Origin of the sequence: Kocuria atrinae (assembly GCF_039531425.1) — a bacterium.
Taxonomy (GTDB): Bacteria; Actinomycetota; Actinomycetes; order Actinomycetales; family Micrococcaceae; genus Kocuria; species Kocuria atrinae.
Genome location: NZ_BAAAQA010000003.1, coordinates 42,946 through 59,260, shown reverse-complemented (window position 1 = coordinate 59,260; position 16,315 = coordinate 42,946). Strand labels below are relative to the sequence as shown.

Here is a 16,315-nt window from a genome sequence, read left to right as displayed (position 1 = left end):
GACTTCTGTGGGATCTAGGGGCGTATGACGATCTGAATAAAAATTATCCAATCGGACAACACCCATCCCTCCGGAAGTGTTCCCCACCAACCTGTAACCGGCTGGGAATCGTCCATGAGGTCATTCGCGCGCTCGCCAATTTCCTCGCCCGGCACCGGCACCGGTTGGGGTGGTTCCGCGTCGGGATCCACCGCGGGTCCAGTGGGTTCCGTACCCGGCCCAGCCAGGGGCGGATTATTGGGAGACGACGGCGCTCCCGGCGTCACCGGTGTTCCCCTACCCGGGGTAGTGGGCTGGTTCCCAGGATTGGTGTTCCCCGTTTCGTCAGGATTCGTATTCCCGGTGCCCCCAGGATTGGTGTTGCCCGTGCCACCAGGATCAGTGTTTCCGGTGCCTTCAGGGTCATTGTTGCCATTGCCCGGGTCTCTGGGGTTTTCCGGGTCGTCATTGTCGTTGTCGTCCCTGCCTGGGCTGCCAGGATCATCAGCACCGGGATTATCGGCACCGGGCTCTCCGGGTTCGGGGCCCTCCGAATCCGATTCCCCGTTACCCGGCTCTTCGGAAGCAGGGTTCCCGGGGGTGGGTGTCGAGGACGGCCCAGAGGGTTCAACCGCTCCGGGCGCCTCCGGGAACTCACCATCTGCCCCGTCAACATCGAGGCCGGTTCCCGGTCCGTTGCGGGGACCGGAGTCCTCAGGAGCCGGAGGCTCTACGGGCAGAATGGGTCCGGGCAATGTGGGTGTCAAAGGGATATTGAGCTGGGGCACGTCAGGGGCCCCGCGTGATGCTGGCGCATCGGTTCTACCGGGATTGTCCGCCGGTAAGTTCCGGTCGGACAGGTACGGCAGGAGCGCTCCGTTACCCGACAACGCATCACGAGGTTCGGAGCCGTTGACGTTCTGACCATCAGTGCTCGGCGACACCTGCCCCAGTAGAGCGCCAGTCCCGCCTGAAGTACCATCCGCAGGGTTCCCGCCCGCGGAATAACCCGATGAATTCTCGCCACTCGCGTCTGTGTCGCCGGCCGCAGCATTTGCCCGGTCAGGCTTGAAATCGGCAGCAGAATCACCACCGGCACCCAACCGGTCACCGATGTCTCCCAAAGGCTCAGAACCGGCTGGGTCTTCAGTGGCCGGCTGCGCCTGCCGGGTGTTCTCTACTTCGGAAGAATCCTGCTGGATCGCCGCGATGATTCCCGCGGTGCCCGCCCCAGCCACGGCCACGCCGGCCGCGGCCAGGATGACTTTGGTGGCCGAACCGGCCAGAACCCCGCCTGCGGCAGACGAAACGGCCGTCGTTGAGGCCGCTGACGTCGCAGTACCCGCGGATGTTGCCGACGCCGCTGACGTGGCAGCACCTGTAGTACCTGAGGAGGCCGTCGATGCCACCGGCGTCGCGGGGCCCACAGACGCCGCTCCAGCCGAAGCAGGAGCTGAGGTGACTTCTGCGCCGGCACCGAGCGGCGTCGTCGTCCCGGACACCAAACCAGAGACGCCGGCGGCCCCGCCAGCACCGACCGTGCCGAGGGCGGCGAGCAAACGCTCGGAAGCGTCGCCCCAGAGCGGCAGGCCCGCCAGAATGGGCAGGATCCAACCGCGCAGACCCACGCCCAGGTCCTGGAGCTGGAGGTATTCCGCCGTGCATCGCTCGCAGGAATCGAGGTGGTCCTGCATGAGCTTCATCTTGGACGGGGTGAGCGTGCCACGGACGAACGCACCCAGCTGCGCGGAGTACTCACCGCACTCCTCGAGCGCCTGCGCGGAGACATGCTGTTGCATGTACGCGGTACGCAGGCCATTTCGCGCACGCTTGCCCAGTGCCGAAACGGCGTTGGGCTGAATCCCCACGACAGAGGCGACCTCTCGGGGACGGTACCCCTCGATCTCGAGGTACCAGAGCACTTCCTGCCATCGCTCGGGCAGTGACGCGAAGGCCCTGGCGACGACGGCGGCGTCGACCTGACGGACCACGGTGTCGTCGAAAAGTTGGATCCGGTCCAGCTTGCCCTGTTCCTGGGGCTCCTGCGGCTGGGTGCGGTTGAGATCGTTGGCGCGGTCAGCAGCCAAGCGGGACACGGCGGTGACCAGGTAGGCGCGCAAGAATTGTCGCGGACCGCCACCGGTCTTCAGAAGCGCGAGAACGCGGGTGAAAGCTTCCGAGGTGATGTCCTCGGCCTCCGCGTGATTGTTGCTGTGTAAGCGTGCAACCGCAAGAACCGCGCCGCGGTGACGTGTGTAGAGCTCGCCGAACGCCTCATTGTCACCGTTTCGGACAGCCTCGATCAGCGACTCATCATTGGCCGCTGGTTTCGGGTTCTGCTGACCGCCCCACGGGGCGGGACGTTGAAAGTCTTCCATGGCGCCTTAAGGGTGCTGACGGGTCCATCTATTGTGTCAGCACAGCGCCGGTACATGACTCGAGATACCGACTGTGACGAAATCGGTACCCAATGTTTATAGAGGTGGGCCGGGGGTGCGGTGTCTCCCCTGGTCCGCACCCCCGTCTCCTATGTCACCCGTCTCTCCCCCATCCCGAGCAGCCCGCTCGGAAATTGGTCGCTCTAGCCCACCGCTGTGCAGGGCCCTCCCCGGTCCATCTGCTCCAACTGCCGCGGTACGTCGACCCCCGAGCGAAAGGGTCGTCCGGAATCGTTCGCAGCCCGCGCCCGATTCATTATGTAGACAGCGCAGCACCCAAAACGTGACGCGAGAACCGGAAAGATTTTTAAAACTCTTCACCCGAGGTGCACCACATCGCTCTATTGTGAGTGACTCAAAATAACGTTATCGTGGGGTTCATGGAGACCACGCAGACAGGCGCAAGCCACCCCTCACAGCAGGAGTGGGCCCAGCAGCTGCGTTTGAACGGACGCAGGGTCACCAAACAACGCCTCGCGGTACTTGATGCTGTGGAGGCCATGCCCCACGCCACTGCGGATGACACGGTTCGACAGGTCCGTCAGGTCCTACCGAAAATCTCGGTGCAGTCCGTCTATGTGGTCCTCGCCGACCTCACGACCATTGGCATGGTGTCCAAGTTCGAACCGCCCGGCTCGCCGGCACGGTACGAAACCCGCACCGGCGACAATCACCACCACGCGTATTGCATCAACTGCGGCATGATCGAGGATGTTGCCTGCGCAGTGGGAGACACCCCGTGCCTCACACCTTCAGAGGACCACGGCATGAAACTGCTGTCCGCCGAGGTGGTGTATCGGGGGATCTGCCCGCAATGTCAGGAAGACATGACGAACGGAACCACCGCGAAGTAAATGACCGCACGTCCGTCGGATCTCATCCATCACCCAGGAGGAACTGTGTCTGACAACACTCCCCACGAACACGGCCTTCGCAAGACCGGCTCTGCAACTACTGACCAGTTGGGTAAGAAAGTAGCTTCTGACGAGCACTCTCTGTCCGTCGGCGCTGACGGGCCCATCGTTCTCCATGACTCCTATGTGGTCGAGAAGCTGGCTGCGTTCGACCGCGAGCGCGTTCCGGAGCGAGTGGTGCATGCCAAGGGCTCCGGGGCTTTTGGTGAACTCGTAATCACCGAGGACGTCTCCCAATACACCAAGGCCGCCGTGTTCCAGCCGGGCACCAAGACGCCCATGCTGGCTCGTTTCTCGCAGGTGGCCGGCGAGCAGGGCTCTCCTGACACCTGGCGCGATCCTCGTGGATTCTCGCTGAAGTTCTACACGACCGAAGGCAACTTCGACATCGTGGGTAACAACACCCCTGTCTTCTTCGTTCGTGACGGCATCAAGTTCCCGGACTTCATCCACTCCCAGAAGCGGCTCCCCGGCTCGGCACTACGTGACAACACCATGCAGTGGGACTTCTGGACCCAGTCCCCCGAGTCCGCACACCAGGTGACCTACCTGATGGGCCCGCGAGGCATCCCCAAGTCCTACCGTCACATGAACGGCTACGGCTCCCACACCTTCCAGTGGGTCAACGAGGCCGGCGAGCGTTTCTGGGTCAAGTACCACTTCGTCTCGGACCAAGGCGTCGAATGCTTGACCGGTGATGAGGCCGAGAAAATCGCTGGCGCGGACGCAGACGCCCACCGCCGCGATCTCTACGAAGCCATCGAGAACGGTGACTTCCCTTCGTGGAGCGTGTACGTGCAGATCATGCCGTACGAGGATGCCAAGAACTACCGCTTCAACCCGTTCGACGTCACCAAGACGGTCTCCAAGAAGGACTACCCCCGTATCAAGGTGGGCAAGTTCACCCTGAACCAGAACCCGCTGAACTACTTCGCTCAGATCGAGCAGGCTGCGTTCTCCCCGGGTAATACCGTTCCGGGTGTGGAGATTTCTCCGGACAAAATGCTGATGACCCGTGTGTTCTCCTACCCGGACACCCACCGTCACCGCATTGGCCCGAACTTCGCGGACCTGCCCGTGAACTTTCCGTACCGTGCCGAGCAGAACTCTTACTCGCAAGACGGCCCCATGCGCTACTCGTTCAAGCACCCCAACCAGCCGGTCTACGCACCCAATTCCACGGGTGGCCCGGTGGCTGGCGGCAAGGACGCCGCTGACGAGTTGCGATGGGAATCCGACGGCGACATGCTGCGCGCCGCAGCCACCTTGCACTCCGAGGACGATGATTTCGGCCAGGCGGGCACGCTCTACCGCGAGGTCTTCGGCGACGAGGAAAAGACCATGACGGTCGAGAACATTGCCGGTCACGTGGGTGATGTGGCTGACGAGGCCATCCAGGAACGTGCTTTCCAGTACTGGGAGAACGTTGACTCGGATCTCGGCAAGCGCGTGCGAGAGGCCGTTGCTCGCGACGCAGGGAACGACGCGTACGGCATCTGATCGGCCGCGCACAGGCGATGATCGGTAGCTGATCGGTCGGAGAACGACTGTCAGTTGCTATGCGGAAGGTCCTGTCCCCGCTCCACGCGGGGGCAGGACCTTTTTCTGTTCGGCGCCGTTTCTTCGCCTCGGCCCAGAATGGCGCAGTTTCACGAACGACGACGCCGCGTCATCCGGCCGCGTTCGACAGTTCCCGCCCCTTCCGATCCTCCGCCGCGAGACGCTCGTTGAGTTTCTCCCCTTCCACATCCACGTTGGGCAGGATCCGATCCAACCAGCGAGGCAGCCACCATGCGTGTTTGCCCAACAGCTGCATGGTGGCCGGGATGAAGGTGGTGCGGATGAGGAACGCATCCATGGCCACTCCGAAGGCCAGGGCAAAGCCGATGGGTCGAACCACGGACACGTGCGCGAAGATGAAGCCGGCGAACACGGACACCATGATCACTCCGCACGCGGTCACCACGGTACCGCCCTGTCGATAACCCACCCGCACGGCGTCGTGCGCTTCGAACCCCCGCATATACGCCTCGCGCATGCCGGAGACGATAAAGATCTGGTAGTCCACGGACAGCCCGAACAGCACACCCACCAGCAGGATGGGCAGGAACGCCAGGATGGGCCCGGGCTCGTGCACACCGAAGAAATCCGCTCCCCAGCCCATTTGGTAGACCATGACCACGGCGCCGAAACTTGCCACGGTCGAGAAGATGAACCCGAGTGTCGCCATGACGGGCACCCAGATGGAGCGGAACACCAACAGCATGATGACCAGGCACAACACCAGCACAATGGCCATGTAGACCGGTAGTGCGGCGTTGAGCGTGTCCGAGATGTCGATATTGGCCACGGTCTGGCCGGTGAATCCGACGTCCGTACCGGTTGCGTCCTGAATCGCTTCGCGCTGGTCCCGCAGCTCCGTGACGAGTTCTTCGGTGCGCGCATCCGCGGGCCCGGTTTCCGGCGTCACTGTCACCAGAGCGGTTCGGAAGTCATCGCTGATGGTCGCCGGCACGGCCGTCACCACGCCTTCCATGCCCGCAATGTACTCGGAGACATCAAGAGCGGCGGCGTCAGCCTGTTCGCGGGACCGATTCTCTTCCGGCAGGGACACCATGGTCACGATAGGTGCGTTGGCGCCTTCCCCGAAGTTCTCCGACACCGCGTGGTAAGCGGTATTCGCCGTGGACCCGGGAGGTTCTGCGGCGCCGTCGGGAAGGCCCAGGCGCAGTTGCATTGCGGGCAACGCCAGTGCCAGGAGGACGAGCACTGCTACCGCAATCATGGCGATCGGATGCCTGGTGACGAACGCGCCCCATCCCTTATTGGCCCGTGACAACGCCATCGCACCGGGTTCGGTTCCTGCGGTCTCAGCGCTGCGGCGCACCTCGGCTTCGATGCGCTCGGCCTGCTCGTGGGCGCTCGATCGAGCAGATCGCGCCTCCGCCGACGCCGCCGGGCTCGCGCCCTGAGGCGGTGCGGCTTTTTCACCGTGTTCGGTAAAACCGCGCTCGCGCCATGTCTTGGCGGGCACCGCGCGAGGCCCCACCAGTGACAGCAACGCCGGGGTGACAGTCACCGAGGCCAGGATGACCAGCATGACGGTGCCCGCTCCTGCCAGGCCCATGGTTCCCAGGAACGGGATGCCCACGGTGGCCAGGGCGGCCAGAGCAATGACGTTGGTCAGGCCGGCGAAGAGTACAGAAGTGCCCGCTGTGCCGGTAGCCCGCGCAATGGATTCGCGCAGCGGGATCCCGTCCAGCAAGTTGGTGCGATGGCGGTGGGTGATGAGCAACGCGTAATCGATGCCCAGGCCCATGCCGAGCATCAGTGCGAGCACCGGGTCGGTCGCGGTCATGTCCACGACCGAGGACAAGGCATAAACGAGGGCCACTCCCGTGCCGCAACCGATCACGGCGCTGGCCACGGGTAGACCCGCCATGACAATGGTCCCCAGCACGATGAACAGCACGAGGGCGGCCACGACGATACCGATAATTTCGGTGGACCCTACGAGCCCGGAGACGTCCTGGGTGATTTCCACGGAGTAGTCGGCCATCACGCCGGCGGGCAGACCGCCACTGATCGCGGACGTGACCTGCTCGCGTTCATCTCCGCTCATGGACGTGGGGTTCTTGGCGAAGTCCACAATGCCTCGAGCCACTGACCCGTCCTGGGTGACGAATCGCTGTTCCTCCGTGAGCGCGGTCCGGCGCTGGGCCGCGGTGAGTTCTTCCGAGCGGGAGTCCAGCTCTTGCCGGGACTCCCGGAGCTGGGTCTCGCCTTCCTGGAGCTGCCGCTGGCCGGCTTCGAGTTGGTCGATCTGATCGGCCAACTCGGGGTTGAGCTGAGCGGCCTCTTCTCGGTCACGGTTGCCCGGGAGCTGTCCCAGGGAACGATCCAGCTCCTGCGAGGCGCGATCGAGCTCGTCGCGCTGTTGTGCTAGCTCGCGTTCGCCACGTTCGAGTTCCTCACGGCCGGATTCCAGCTGCTGTTGGCCGTCAGAGACACCACGGGCGGCACCGTCCAGTTGCTCCTGTGTCTCGAACGGGTCCGTGACCGATGAAATGACCGGGACGTCCTCGGCCGCGCCGTTCAGAGCCGCGGTGATCTCGCTCCGTTGTTTCTCGGTGAATGCCTGACCGTCCGCGCTGCGGAACGCCACGGTGCCCGAACCGAAGGTGGCCTCGGGCATACGCTCATTCATCTCGTCGAGCACCCGTTGGTACGGTGCGTCCGGCACCGAGTACTGGCTGCTCGTTCCCTTGGCGAAAACGAGTGCCGCTGCACCGGCGAGCGCGAGAATCATGAGCCACACGATCATGATGGCCGGAGCCTTCCGGGCGCACCACGCGCCCACCCGGTACAGCAGCGTGGCCATTAGCGCTGTTCGTCTTGCTGCTGGTTCTCCTGCTGCGCGACCAGTTCGAGGAGCTCCCGCAACTGCTCGGTCGGAATGGTGGCCACCGGGGGTAAGGCATTGACGCACATGCCGGCGGCGCCCGAATCCACCACAAACTTCAGAACCTCACGCGAGGGCGCGGCCCGGACCTGCAGGCTGGTGTCCAGGGCGGCGATCTCCGCGGCGGAGGTGAACACCATGATGGTGTCCGGGGCCGCGTTCGGGTCCTGGGGCTGCACCATCACGGGCATGGACTTACCGTCCTGGTCCCGGGTACCGAACAGCAACTGACCGTTGGGGTTGAGGACCGCCGCGAGCAACCCGGACATGTTGTTGTCCAACAGCGCGTCCTTGACCGCCCGATTATGCGGAGTGCGGTTGACCCACTCGATTTGCTCGCGCTTGATACGCATGGGGTTCTCTCCCCCGGGGTCGTACACTAGCTCGTCATACTGCGGGTCCGTGGCCACCATGTTCAACACCGCAGCGGACTGCTGCCGGAACAGGACGGGTTCGGTCTTCTCGGAGTCCTTGTTGTTCTCCCGGAACACCGTGCGTGCTTCCTCGGTGGTCGTGTACACCGCCAACGCCCGGGTGCCGTCCTTCTGTCCCAGTGCCTGGACCCGGATGTTCGATTCCGGCCCCACGGGCTGACCGTCCTCCCCTGGCACCAGATCGGAACCGGTGATGTCCAGCAGAACCACGCCGGTCATGGCTTCACGCAGCACATTGGCCATGGCCTGGTCCACGGGGTTCGCCACGTACTGGGCGATGGCCTCGCGCAACCGGGGATGGGCGTCGTCGGCCTGGGCGCTCTGGTCGTCCATGGGATCCACGAACTCGAGATCGATACCTTGTTCACCGGTGATCCCGATCGCCCATTCCGGGGTGCGAGCGGCCGTGCGGGGAAAGGCGCTGAGGTGAGTGGCAATGTCCTGTGCCCCGTACTGGCCCTCGTTCGAGAACTGAGGCGGCAGGTCTTGATAGTTGTAGCGCGCGGCAAACCGATAGTCGGGTTCGGGCCAGTCCTTCGCAGCGATCGTGACGCTCACGGAGAACCAGGAACCCCGGCCCTTGAGATAGCAACTGCGCTGCAGCTCGTCGAGAGCGTTCAATACGGGACTGTCCTGTTTGATGGGCCCGGCAGCTCCTGGAATTGCCGTGCCGTCCCGATTCTCCGCAACCCGCAAGTACACGCGCTCACCCTGCGGCTTGAAATCCACGCGCATGGAGTCCCACCCGGGTTCCGTCCGCAGCACGGACAGCACCCAGCGGCCGATCTCCGCCACCAGTTCTCGTTCGCTGCGTGTACCCGGGTCCTGTTCGGTGTGCGGAGTTGAGGTCATAGTGAGTATCTGTCCCTTCGGCCCGGCGGTCCGGTGCTGGTTGATAGAGCGGGTTTTCCCCGCGCGTTCACTGCAAACAACCCTATCGAACGCCGCAACGGCGGCAGCAGCCTGAGATGTTTCTGCCAGACGCGGCAAAACCGACATGAGCTGCGCAGAGGTGCCGCCCCAGTTGTTAGCCTGGGTGTTATGACAAAAACCTTGCAGGAGCTGATCGACGCTTCTATTTTCATCTCCACCGAATACCAGGCAGTGCTGGCGGAACTGTCTCAGGGTGCGGATTGGGACGTGGATTTTTCCGCGCCGTCGTTCACCCTGCAGACGACCCCGCCCGTCACGCTGACCCCGTACCTGTTGGGCACCGAGTCCGCTTCACGCGGCAGCTGGATCTGGTCCTGGCAGGAACTGGGCCACTTCAACCCCGAGGTCGTCTCGGCCGCGGTGCAGGCCAAGGAGGCCGGCCAGCGGCTGGAAATCGACGAGCTGACCACCGATGAGCAGCCCATCCAGGACGGCCTGGCCCGTCGGCTCACTCTGGCGTCCAAGGCCGTCACAGGTCTGTACGCGCATTACCCCGCCCGCGCCGGCGGCAATATCACCGCGTGGCTGCTGCTCGACGGCGATGCGTTCGAGCTGCCGCGCCTGACCGAACAGCGCATGATGCAGGTGATCGGCGAATCCCTGACCACCGACACCGCCGTGGACCACAACCTTGCCGTGAACAGCTATGCCGCCCTGCGCGGTGCCCACGTCGAATGGGACACGGACGCCACGTGCGTGGTCACCGTTCACGACGGCGCTCAGCGCTTCTGGTTCGACGACCACCAGATCACCGGTGTGGAACCGGCCGAACCCTCGGTGGGCGAGAAGGAGCTGGAAGAACTCGAACGCCAGGCCGAAACCCACCGCGAGGCACTGCGCGAGGACCGCCGGGCCGCCATGAACCTGGCTGTCCAGCTGGGTGAACGCCAGCGGGCCGAAGCCGAGGAGAAGAACCAGCGCGAACGCGAGGCGGCAGAGAACGAGCGCCGCGAGCGCGAGGCTGCCAAGGCGGCGTCGGCGAGCGAGGAAGAGCCCCTGCCCCAGGAACTGTCCACCGAGGACATTTCCGCACCGGAGCCGGAGCAGCCCGAGGACGACGTGGCGGTTCCCGCGAGCGAGGTGCGCGACGGCGATCGCCCGTTCGACCAGGAACCCACTCAGGAACCGGCTGTGCCGGGCCGTGTGCAGACCACCGTGCTGCCGGACCCCGAGGAGACCTCTGAGACCACCGCCGGCCCCGAGGCCTCCCCGCAGCCGAACACCACCACCATGGCCCGCATCCCCGAGCCGGATCTGGCTGCCTCCCAGCCGGGTGTCTCTCCCGAGGACGAGGCTGTCGTGACCGAACCCGAGGATCGCCCGGTCACCGAGGTCCGTGAGGAACGCGAATCCGAGACCGCCCACCGCGGTGAAACCGTGGCCGGCCCGGACGCCGCCGAGGATATCTCCGCACCCGCAGTGGTCGACGGCGAAGAGGTGGAGACCAACGAACAGTTGGAGAAGAAGGGCGAGAAGAAGAAGGGCTTCTTCAGCCGCTTCTTCGGTGTGTGATCAAGTGGCCGTCCGCCGTTAGGATCGGACGGTGACTTATAACGTTGAGACCGGCTCGGGACCTGATCGCAAGAAAAGGACCCGGGCCGGTTTTCTGTACGGTTTCGGAGCCTACGGGCTGTGGGGGCTGCTGCCCCTGTACTTCGTGCTGCTGTTGCCCGCCACCGCGTATGAAATCGTCGCGATGCGCGTGCTGTTCTCGGTGCTGTTCTGTCTGATTCTGCTGGCGGTCACCAAGTCATTGGGCACGCTGGTGCAGCTCTTCCGGGATGGCAAGGCAGTTATCGCGCTGGTCATCGCCGGCGTTCTGATCGCCACGAACTGGCTGCTGTACGTGGTGGCCACCACCACGGGGCACACGTTGGAGGCTTCTCTGGGGTACTTCATCAACCCCATCGTGGCGGTGCTGTTGGGAGTCATTGTGCTGCGAGAAAAGCTGCGCCCGCTGCAATGGGCGGCCATCATCGTGGGGTTCCTCGCGGTGCTGGTCATGTCTGTTTTCTACGGCTCCGTGCCGTGGCTGTCCCTGGCGCTGGCGTTCTCATTCGGCTTCTACGGGCTGGTCAAATCCACCATCGGCGGACGCTACCCCGCGCTCGTCACCCTCACCGGTGAAACCGCGGCGATCGCTCCCCTGGCGCTCGCGGCCGTCTTCTACCTGAATTCTGACGGCCAGGTCACGCTGTTCTCCGAGGGGGCGGGCCACTTCTGGCTGCTGGCTTCATCCGGCATCATCACCGCGGTCCCGCTCCTGCTGTTCGGGTCCGCTGCCGCCCGACTCCCCCTGAGTACCGTGGGCATGATCCAGTACGTGGCACCCATCGGGCAGTTCATCCTGGCACTCACGGTGCTGGACGAGTCCATGCCACTCGAGCGCTGGATCGGCTTTGGCATCGTCTGGTGCGCCGTGCTCCTCATGATTCTCGACGCCGTTCGCGCGCCTCGTGCGCGCCGGCTCCAGCGCAAGCGGGACGCAGCTTAGCTTCTGATACCCGCCGCTACCGCGGGTCTCCCCTGCGGGTGCGCACCGAGTTCTCCGCGGGTTTCTTGCGGTATGACAAAGGCCGGGGCCCGTTGGATTTCACGTGGAATCCAACGGGCCCGGCCTTTGCTACGCGTTCGCCTGCAGGCGGCGGCGCTGGCTCAGCGGGTCGGTTCGCTCACGCGACCGTTGTCAGACTGACCTGGCTGGCCGGATTGACCGGTCTGACCAGACTGGTCCGGCTGCTCCGGGTAATCCGGGTCCAGCTCGTCGACCTCTTCCGGAGAACGTCGGATGTTGGCGATGGAGAGCAGAAGCCCGCCCCATACCAACACCATGGCGACAATCATCATGACAATGGCGGTGGTGCTCATCGGGCACCTCCTTCGTGGTTGTCACGGGTGGCCCGACCCGCGGAAGTGGACGCCGGAGCGTCGTCGTCGGTTGACGTGCGGTCGTCCCAGGGGGCGCGCTGGTGGACAACCGTGCCGTGCTGAATGGCGCGCAACGAGTAGTCCTGGTCCAACGCGGGGCTCCGCATGGCCGTACCCCGATAGTGGGTGAAGGCCTTGTCCTGGGTCAGCAGGTCGCGGTCCAGGTAGGCATCCTCAACGCTGGGCGCGGGGCTGGTGAAGGCTGCCGACGTGCGACGGGACCAGGGCAACTTGGACAGCAGGTAGGCAATGACCACCAAGCCGCCGGCCATACCCCAGCCGAACACGTTGACGAACCACTGGGGCATGTCGTTGTAGCCCTCGGCGAGGTTGAGCGTGAGCTGATCGATCAGCATGTAGCCCAGCACCACGGGGGTGACAGCGCCGGCCACGATCATCCAGGTACGGCCCAACTTGAACGAGGACACCGAGTTGAGGTGATCGCGCAGAGTGGGCAGCGCCGAGAATCCGGCGGTCAGCATGAGCACCGAGATCAGGGCTGCGGCGACAATGCCAAAGTTGTTCACAAAGGCGTCCACCACGTCCAGGAGGTTTAAACCCGTGGTCGTGGGGAAGAACAGCAGCGACACAATCGCCAGCGGAATGACAACCACCGCCACTGCCACCGGGCGGCTCAGGCCCAACTTGTCACGGAAGCCGGCCACGATCACTTCCACGATCGAGATCATGGAAGTGAAGCCGGCAAAGGCCAACGCACCGAAGAACAGCACACCGATGAGCACGCCGAACGGTGCCTCGGAAATGATGGCCGGGAAGGCGATGAACGCCAGCCCGATACCGGAAGTCGCGACCTCGTCCACACCGGTGCCGGCTGCCGCGGCCATGAAGCCCAGGGCCGCGAACACGCCGATACCCGCCAGGATCTCGAAGCTCGAGTTGGCGAAACCGACCACCAGCGCCGAACCCGTCAGGTCCGACTTGGGCTTGAGGTACGCGGCGTAGGTGATCATGATGCCGAAGCCCACGGACAGCGAGAAGAAGATCTGGCCGTACGCGGCAACCCACACGGAGGAGTCACCCAGTGCCTCCCAGGAGGGCGTGAACAGAGCATCCAAACCGCCGCTAGCGCCGGGCAGTGTCAGGGCGATCCCGACCATGATCAGGAACATGACCACGAGGAGCGGAATCAGGATGGCATTGATACGACCGATGCCCTTCTGCACGCCCATCATGAGCACCACCAACAGGGCGAGCCAGGCAATGGCTGTGGCGATGAACACCGGCCAAATGAAGTTGAAGCTAATGGTGACTTCATCCGAGACCTGCATGTAATCGGACATGAAGAAGCCCGCCGGATCATCTCCCCAGGCCTTGGTGAACGAGAAGATCGTGTACTGCATGGCCCACGCGAGAATGATCGCGTAGTACAGCGCGATGACCACACAGATACCCAGTTGCCACCACCCGATCATTTCGAGTTTGGGGTGGAGCCGGCGATATGCCAAGGGCGCGGAGGCCCGGTAACGGTGACCCACCGCGTAGTCGAGCATCAGCAGAGGGATGCCCGCGGTCAGCAGAGCGACCAGGTAAGGGATAAGGAATGCGCCGCCACCGTTGTCATACGCGACATAGGGGAAACGCCAGATATTGCCCAGACCAACGGCGGAGCCGATGGCGGCAAAGATGAACATGGTGCGTCCGGAGAAAGCCTCGTTGGAAGCGCTGCCACGTAAAGATTTAGTGGACATTCGATGATCCTCACAGGGGGAACACATCCCGCCCGAGCATCAGTCTGGATCACAGCGTGACGCGGGGCGGTTTTTGGATGTTCCCCAGCTTACTGAGGTATCAGCCTTCTCGGTGCACCACCGCGTGAGCAAATTCGATCAATGCCGCCTTGGCCACGGTTTCCGGGAGTGCCTGAATCGCGGAGATGGCGTCATCCGCCCAGCGATTGGCGGTGTTCCAGGCTTCGGTGGACACCGAGTGCTCGGTCACCGCGGCTACCGCTTGGGCCAACGCTTCATCGCTGGAGAGATCACCGTCAATGAGTTCCAGCACCCCACGGGCGGAATCCGCCACGTCCCGGTCCTTGCTCTGAGCATCGCGACGCAACAGCAGGACGGGAAGCGTGTCCACACCTTCGCGCAGATCGGTGCCCGGGGTCTTGCCAGAAACATCGTCGTGACCGGTGAGGTCAATGATGTCATCGGCGAGTTGGAAGGCCAGACCGACCTTCTCGCCGTATTCGACCAGCATGTTGATCACGTCTCGCGACGCTCCGCCCAACAGAGAGCCGAACTGACCGCTGGCCGCAATCAGGGAACCGGTCTTACCGGCCAGCACATTCAGGTAATGCTCCACGGGGTCCTGCCCGTCCACGGGGCCCGTGGTTTCCTGCAGCTGGCCGATCACCAGTCGCTCAAACGTTGTGGCCTGGATCAGCAGTGGTTCCTGGCCCAATGCAGAGACCATGGCTGAGGCGCGAGCGAAAATCAGGTCGCCGGTGAGGATCGCCACCGAATTGCCCCACACGGTCTGTGCGGTCTCAACACCCCGGCGCAGCGGGGCGGAGTCCATCACGTCGTCGTGATAGAGCGTTGCCAAATGCGTCATTTCCACCACTGCGGCGGCTTCGATCACGTTCTCATTGACCTGACCGGCTGCTTCAGCGGCGAGCAGGGTGAGCAGCGGCCGGACACGTTTGCCGCCGGCCTGCAAGAGGTGCCGCGCGGTCACGTCCGCCAACTGGTCCGTGGAGCGCAGTGCTTCTTCCAGCCTCGCCTCGATCTGCGCGAGCGATTCCACGACGAGCGGACCCAGGCGGTCGTCCTGGGCGATGAGCTCGAATCCCGCGGGTAAACGCAAGGAGCCATTCAGTCGGCTGGTTTCAGTCACGGTGTACCACTCTATCGACAATTCAGCGGGCGGGTGTCAGCGCATCGATGAGCGCTACGGCACGATCGGTCAAGGTCTGGGCGGGGCGGTCAGAGAGCTCCGTCATGATCTGCACCGCGAATCTCATCAGCTGGGGCATGCGCATGCCGGCTCGCACCCCCGCGCTCAACAGGGCCGGGTGGCCGATGAGCTCGGCGAGGGCGCGGCCCTGCACGAAGTGGGCTCCCCATTCCTCGTGGACGAGCTGGGGGTAACGGGCCAGGGCATTCTCGCGCTGCTGCGGACCGTTGGCTTCAGCAGCGTCCACCACACACGACGCTGCGAACAGCGCGGATTCCATAGCGTTGGAGATCCCCTCACCGTTGAACGGGGACACCAGCCCCGCGGAATCCCCGAGCAGCATGAGACCGGGAACGTAGTGCGGGGTGCGGTTGGCAGCCATGGGCAGGGCGGCCGAGCCCACGCGGCCTTCTTGGTGTTCCGGGTCAAAGGTCCACTCCGCGGGCATGGAGGCAGCCCAATCACGCAGCACCGCACGGTAGTCGAGCTTCCCGAAGGCGGGCGAGGTGTCCAGGATGCCGAGTCCGACGTTGGCGGTACCGTCCCCCACGCCGAACACCCAGCCGTAGCCGGGCAGCAGCGAGCGCTTGGGGTCGGTGCCGTCCACCAGTTCCAGCCAGCCCTCCATCCAGTCCAGCTCGGAGCGCGGGGAACGATAGTAGGTCCGCACCGCCACGCCCATGGGCCGGTCCTTGCGGCGGTGCAGTCCGGCGGCCACGGCCGTGCGGGTCGAGTTGCCGTCAGCGGCCATCACGAGGTCCGCGTGGTGGTCCTCGGTCTCCGAGGTGCGGCGGCCGGTGGCGGGGTCCATCACGGTGGCTCGCACGCCGATGATGCGGCCGGTGTCATCGCGCAGCACATCCTGCACGGAACGGTTCTCGATCACGGTGGCTCCGGCGCGCTGAGCGTGGCGGATCAGATCTTCGTCGAACCCGGCGCGAGTGCGGACCAGGCCGTACGAGGGGAAGTCGGTGAGTTCGGGCCACGGGAATTCCACGGTGCGCCCGTCGGCTACCAGTCGCAGCCCTTGGTTGCGTTTGTAGCCGTGCTCGCCGTCATGGGGCAGGCCCATGAGCTGCATCTGCTTCACGGCGCGCGGGGTCAGTCCGTCACCACACACCTTTTCGCGCGGATAGCTGGTTTTCTCCAGCACCGTGACCGAGATTCCTTGGGTGGCCAACCAGTAGGCTGCGGTGGCTCCGGCGGGTCCTCCCCCGCTGATCAATACCTTCACTCTGCCGTGGCCCTCCGTGTGCCCTTAGCTGTTACTGCTCGCTCCGTCGTCCATTGTGTCATTGCCGGTGAGCT

Annotated in this window: 11 protein-coding genes; 4 read left to right on the top strand and 7 right to left on the bottom strand. The window is 64.2% G+C overall.

Going from position 1 to position 16,315, the window contains the following annotated elements; genetic code table 11:
- Window positions 1-14 precede the first annotated feature (14 nt).
- Window positions 15-2,357, bottom strand: a complete 2,343-nt coding sequence (locus ABD283_RS02085; protein WP_344223414.1) for a sigma-70 family RNA polymerase sigma factor — start codon at window positions 2,355-2,357, stop codon at window positions 15-17.
- Between the two features lie 440 nt (window positions 2,358-2,797).
- Between ABD283_RS02085 and ABD283_RS02080 the strand changes: the two genes are divergently transcribed.
- Window positions 2,798-3,271 carry a Fur family transcriptional regulator gene (locus tag ABD283_RS02080; RefSeq protein ID WP_344223413.1) on the top strand — a complete coding sequence of 158 codons (474 nt, stop codon included), beginning with the start codon at window positions 2,798-2,800 and terminating at the stop codon, window positions 3,269-3,271.
- Between the two features lie 45 nt (window positions 3,272-3,316).
- Window positions 3,317-4,831 (top strand): catalase, encoded by a 1,515-nt coding sequence (locus ABD283_RS02075; RefSeq protein ID WP_344223412.1) that lies wholly within the window; start codon window positions 3,317-3,319, stop codon window positions 4,829-4,831.
- A gap of 169 nt (window positions 4,832-5,000) precedes the next feature.
- Here ABD283_RS02075 and ABD283_RS02070 read toward each other — a convergent pair whose 3' ends face one another.
- Together ABD283_RS02070 and ABD283_RS02065 are read right to left on the bottom strand one after the other, a co-directional pair.
- Window positions 5,001-7,712, bottom strand: coding sequence for an MMPL family transporter (locus ABD283_RS02070; protein ID WP_344223411.1), 2,712 nt, complete (start codon window positions 7,710-7,712; stop codon window positions 5,001-5,003).
- Complete coding sequence (locus ABD283_RS02065) at window positions 7,712-9,079, bottom strand: SseB family protein (protein WP_344223410.1); 1,368 nt, start codon at window positions 9,077-9,079, stop codon at window positions 7,712-7,714. Before ABD283_RS02065 ends, ABD283_RS02070 begins: the two co-directional genes overlap by 1 nt.
- Window positions 9,080-9,268: 189 nt before the next feature.
- Here ABD283_RS02065 and ABD283_RS02060 point away from each other — a divergent pair, with 189 nt between their 5' ends.
- Together ABD283_RS02060 and rarD are read left to right on the top strand one after the other, a co-directional pair.
- A complete protein-coding gene (locus tag ABD283_RS02060; protein ID WP_344223409.1) occupies window positions 9,269-10,672 on the top strand; it encodes a DUF6882 domain-containing protein in 1,404 nt (467 codons plus the stop codon).
- Window positions 10,673-10,703: 31 nt separating this feature from the next.
- Window positions 10,704-11,654, top strand: coding sequence for an EamA family transporter RarD (rarD, locus tag ABD283_RS02055; RefSeq protein ID WP_344223408.1), 951 nt, complete (start codon window positions 10,704-10,706; stop codon window positions 11,652-11,654).
- 161 nt (window positions 11,655-11,815) lie between these two features.
- Here the strand turns inward: rarD and ABD283_RS02050 are convergent, their stop codons facing one another.
- The 4 genes from ABD283_RS02050 to ABD283_RS02035 all read right to left on the bottom strand — a co-directional run bounded on the left by ABD283_RS02050 (window position 11,816) and on the right by ABD283_RS02035 (window position 16,241).
- On the bottom strand, window positions 11,816-12,028 hold the full coding sequence (locus tag ABD283_RS02050; protein ID WP_344223407.1) for a methionine/alanine import family NSS transporter small subunit: 213 nt from the start codon (window positions 12,026-12,028) through the stop codon (window positions 11,816-11,818).
- Complete coding sequence (locus ABD283_RS02045) at window positions 12,025-13,797, bottom strand: sodium-dependent transporter (RefSeq protein ID WP_344223406.1); 1,773 nt, start codon at window positions 13,795-13,797, stop codon at window positions 12,025-12,027. The genes ABD283_RS02050 and ABD283_RS02045 overlap by 4 nt, the downstream gene beginning before the upstream one ends.
- A 100-nt stretch (window positions 13,798-13,897) precedes the next feature.
- Window positions 13,898-14,947 (bottom strand): polyprenyl synthetase family protein, encoded by a 1,050-nt coding sequence (locus tag ABD283_RS02040; RefSeq protein ID WP_344223405.1) that lies wholly within the window; start codon window positions 14,945-14,947, stop codon window positions 13,898-13,900.
- Between the two features lie 22 nt (window positions 14,948-14,969).
- Window positions 14,970-16,241, bottom strand: a complete 1,272-nt coding sequence (locus ABD283_RS02035; RefSeq protein ID WP_344223404.1) for a geranylgeranyl reductase family protein — start codon at window positions 16,239-16,241, stop codon at window positions 14,970-14,972.
- Between the last annotated feature and the right edge of the window lie 74 nt (window positions 16,242-16,315).

Excerpts from the sequence above, each read along its gene's own strand:
- ABD283_RS02085 (WP_344223414.1), bottom strand. The coding sequence starts at position 2,357 with ATGGAAGACTTTCAACGTCCCGCCCCGTGGGGCGGTCAGCAGAACCCG.
- ABD283_RS02080 (WP_344223413.1), top strand. The coding sequence starts at position 2,798 with ATGGAGACCACGCAGACAGGCGCAAGCCACCCCTCACAGCAGGAGTGG.
- ABD283_RS02070 (WP_344223411.1), bottom strand. The coding sequence starts at position 7,712 with ATGGCCACGCTGCTGTACCGGGTGGGCGCGTGGTGCGCCCGGAAGGCT.
- ABD283_RS02065 (WP_344223410.1), bottom strand. The coding sequence starts at position 9,079 with ATGACCTCAACTCCGCACACCGAACAGGACCCGGGTACACGCAGCGAA.
- ABD283_RS02060 (WP_344223409.1), top strand. The coding sequence starts at position 9,269 with ATGACAAAAACCTTGCAGGAGCTGATCGACGCTTCTATTTTCATCTCC.
- ABD283_RS02050 (WP_344223407.1), bottom strand. The coding sequence starts at position 12,028 with ATGAGCACCACCGCCATTGTCATGATGATTGTCGCCATGGTGTTGGTA.
- ABD283_RS02045 (WP_344223406.1), bottom strand. The coding sequence starts at position 13,797 with ATGTCCACTAAATCTTTACGTGGCAGCGCTTCCAACGAGGCTTTCTCC.